General features: G+C 54.9%; 2 protein-coding genes. One reads left to right on the top strand and one right to left on the bottom strand.

What is annotated here, in order from left to right:
• Positions 1-118 precede the first annotated feature (118 nt).
• Positions 119-1,282 (top strand): methyltransferase domain-containing protein, encoded by a 1,164-nt coding sequence (locus ACP5PX_RS08085; RefSeq protein ID WP_428085439.1) that lies wholly within the window; start codon positions 119-121, stop codon positions 1,280-1,282.
• Between the two features lie 128 nt (positions 1,283-1,410).
• On the opposite strand, the gene ACP5PX_RS08080 is transcribed toward ACP5PX_RS08085, so the two are convergent.
• Positions 1,411-1,887, bottom strand: coding sequence for a hypothetical protein (locus tag ACP5PX_RS08080; protein ID WP_428085438.1), 477 nt, complete (start codon positions 1,885-1,887; stop codon positions 1,411-1,413).
• Positions 1,888-2,043: the final 156 nt, after the last annotated feature.

Below are 2,043 nucleotides of genomic sequence, written 5' to 3'. Positions count from 1 at the left end.
CCCGAACTTTTCGCCGCTACGGGTCTTCCCTTCGACTTCGGACCAGAGCCCATCTCCCGGGCAGCCAAAACCCTCCACCGCGCCTTGCAAGGGGGAGAATATTCCGCCACATTTCTGCATGGCCCTTGATGAGATTACAAAGCTGCGCGAAAAGTATGTAGACGATCTTAAAGCTAGGGGCATGATCAAGTCTGAGGTCGTTGAGCGAGCTTTCCGTCGCGTAGAGCGCCACAGGCTTCTCGAATCTTTTTTCTACCCTGACCCAGTGCAGCGTAAGTTTCGTGAAGTCAATTTTGATCCTGAAAATCCAGAACTCGAAATCTTAAAACTTATCTATTCCGACACTCCATTGGTGACCAGAATGGTCGACGGAATCCCCATCAGTTCAACCTCACAACCCGGGCTTGTAGCCCAGATGCTCGAGTTTTTGGACCTTAAACCTGGCCAAAAAGTGTTGGAAATTGGAGCAGGTACAGGTTACACCGCCGCCCTCATTTACGAAATCGTGGGTAAAGAGGGCCATGTCATCACCATGGACATCCAAGAGGACGTGGTGGCGCAAACTCAACGGCTCCTTCGCGCCGCTGGCTACGACCGGATCGAGGTGATCTTTGGTGACGGCTTCCATGGCTACTACAAAAATGCGCCTTATGACCGCATAGTTGCTACCGTTGGCTGTCCTGACATCTCCTTGCATTGGGTAGAACAGCTCGCCCCGGAAGGGTTCATGCTTATCCCCCTTCAGCACGGCATCGAAGGTCATAACCCGCTCACCCGGATTTGGATGGAGCAAGAGAAGATCCTTGGCAAGTTTGTTGGACCTGCCGGGTTTATGACGGCCCAAGGTGAGCTTGCGCTAGAACAAAAAGTTAGTTTCGAAGTGCGCCGTAAGCTTGTCAAAGGCCAGCCTACAGAAGAAAAGCCTCTTCCAAAACCATTGCGAGATTGGTGCAATCTTTCTATAACCCGCCGTTCCGAGTTCTTCTTGTTTGCTAGCATTGTTGATGGTCGGGCTGGTTGGGCTGGTATTTTTGAACCTGCAAAAGGTGCGTGTATATTGACAGAGAAAACCGTTTTGCTTTACGGGGATGCAGAAGCTCTCTACGCTGAACTAGTAGCGCTTGCTTCTAGCTGGGCTTCCTTCGGAAGGCCCGGGTTTGAAGAGTGGGAGTTGGAATTCGTACCCAAAGGCACTCCGCTTCCTGCTAAGCCCCGCGAATATGCGTGGATCATTCCCCGCAAGTTCACCGTGGAGATCGCGCAGTTAAGTCCAAAGAGGTAATCGAAGAAACGCTTGGCTTGGGCCTACGCCCCGGAGCGGAACCGGTTTTAACCCCCTTCTCGGCTAACGTTTCATGGGCGACCGGTAGCCAAGGCTGGAGTGTCGAGTACCGGAATACTGTTGACACGTTAGTCTTCCTTGGCCAGCCCATGCGCGGCTGCTCCCCAGAACACCTGGGTTGGGGTACGCCCCTGAGTCCGGTACCCCTGATGCGGTCGCTCTTCGCTCTCGCACCGGAGAAATCCCGCGAGCGACCTCTGGAGCTGGTGGGCGCGCGTGAAGTACCGCCGTCGGAACGCCACCCGCCAGTGCTCGTGGAGGATCGTCCCCTGTAGCCGCTCCACAAACCCGTTCGTCCACGCGTGGTGATGGTTCGTTTCTTGGGGCAGATCTTGTCCTGAGGCATCCGCCGTGGGACCGGTCACATGGCGCGGTCGCTGCGCATCGAGTTTGCAAGCGCTGCCTATCACGGCATGGCGCGAGGGAACGCCCGGCGAGAAATATTCCTCGATGTTCTGAATTAAACAAAGTTCCTGAATGTCATCCGGATCGCCAGCACGGCGGTCAAGCACCCCAGCCATGCCCGGAATAAGACTTAACCCCATGGATGACTCACTTTTTTGGTCCGTTGGGAAACTTTTAAAGTTCGGCAAACAATCTCAATTGCTGGGCGGCCTTGTAGCTTGCAAGAGGGGGATCAAATCCGGAGGAGGCGGGCGTTCAGGGCCACGATCACGGTGGAGAGGGCCATCAAGGCCGCC

The sequence above is a fragment of the Hadarchaeum sp. (SeqCode) genome, assembly GCF_049969415.1.
Taxonomy (GTDB): Archaea; Hadarchaeota; Hadarchaeia; order Hadarchaeales; family Hadarchaeaceae; genus Hadarchaeum.
This window is presented reverse-complemented; position numbering and strand designations above follow the sequence as displayed.

Bases quoted from the DNA above. Each gene is read 5' to 3' on its own strand.
- ACP5PX_RS08085 (WP_428085439.1), top strand. From the start codon at position 119: ATGGCCCTTGATGAGATTACAAAGCTGCGCGAAAAGTATGTAGACGAT.
- ACP5PX_RS08080 (WP_428085438.1), bottom strand. From the start codon at position 1,887: ATGGGGTTAAGTCTTATTCCGGGCATGGCTGGGGTGCTTGACCGCCGT.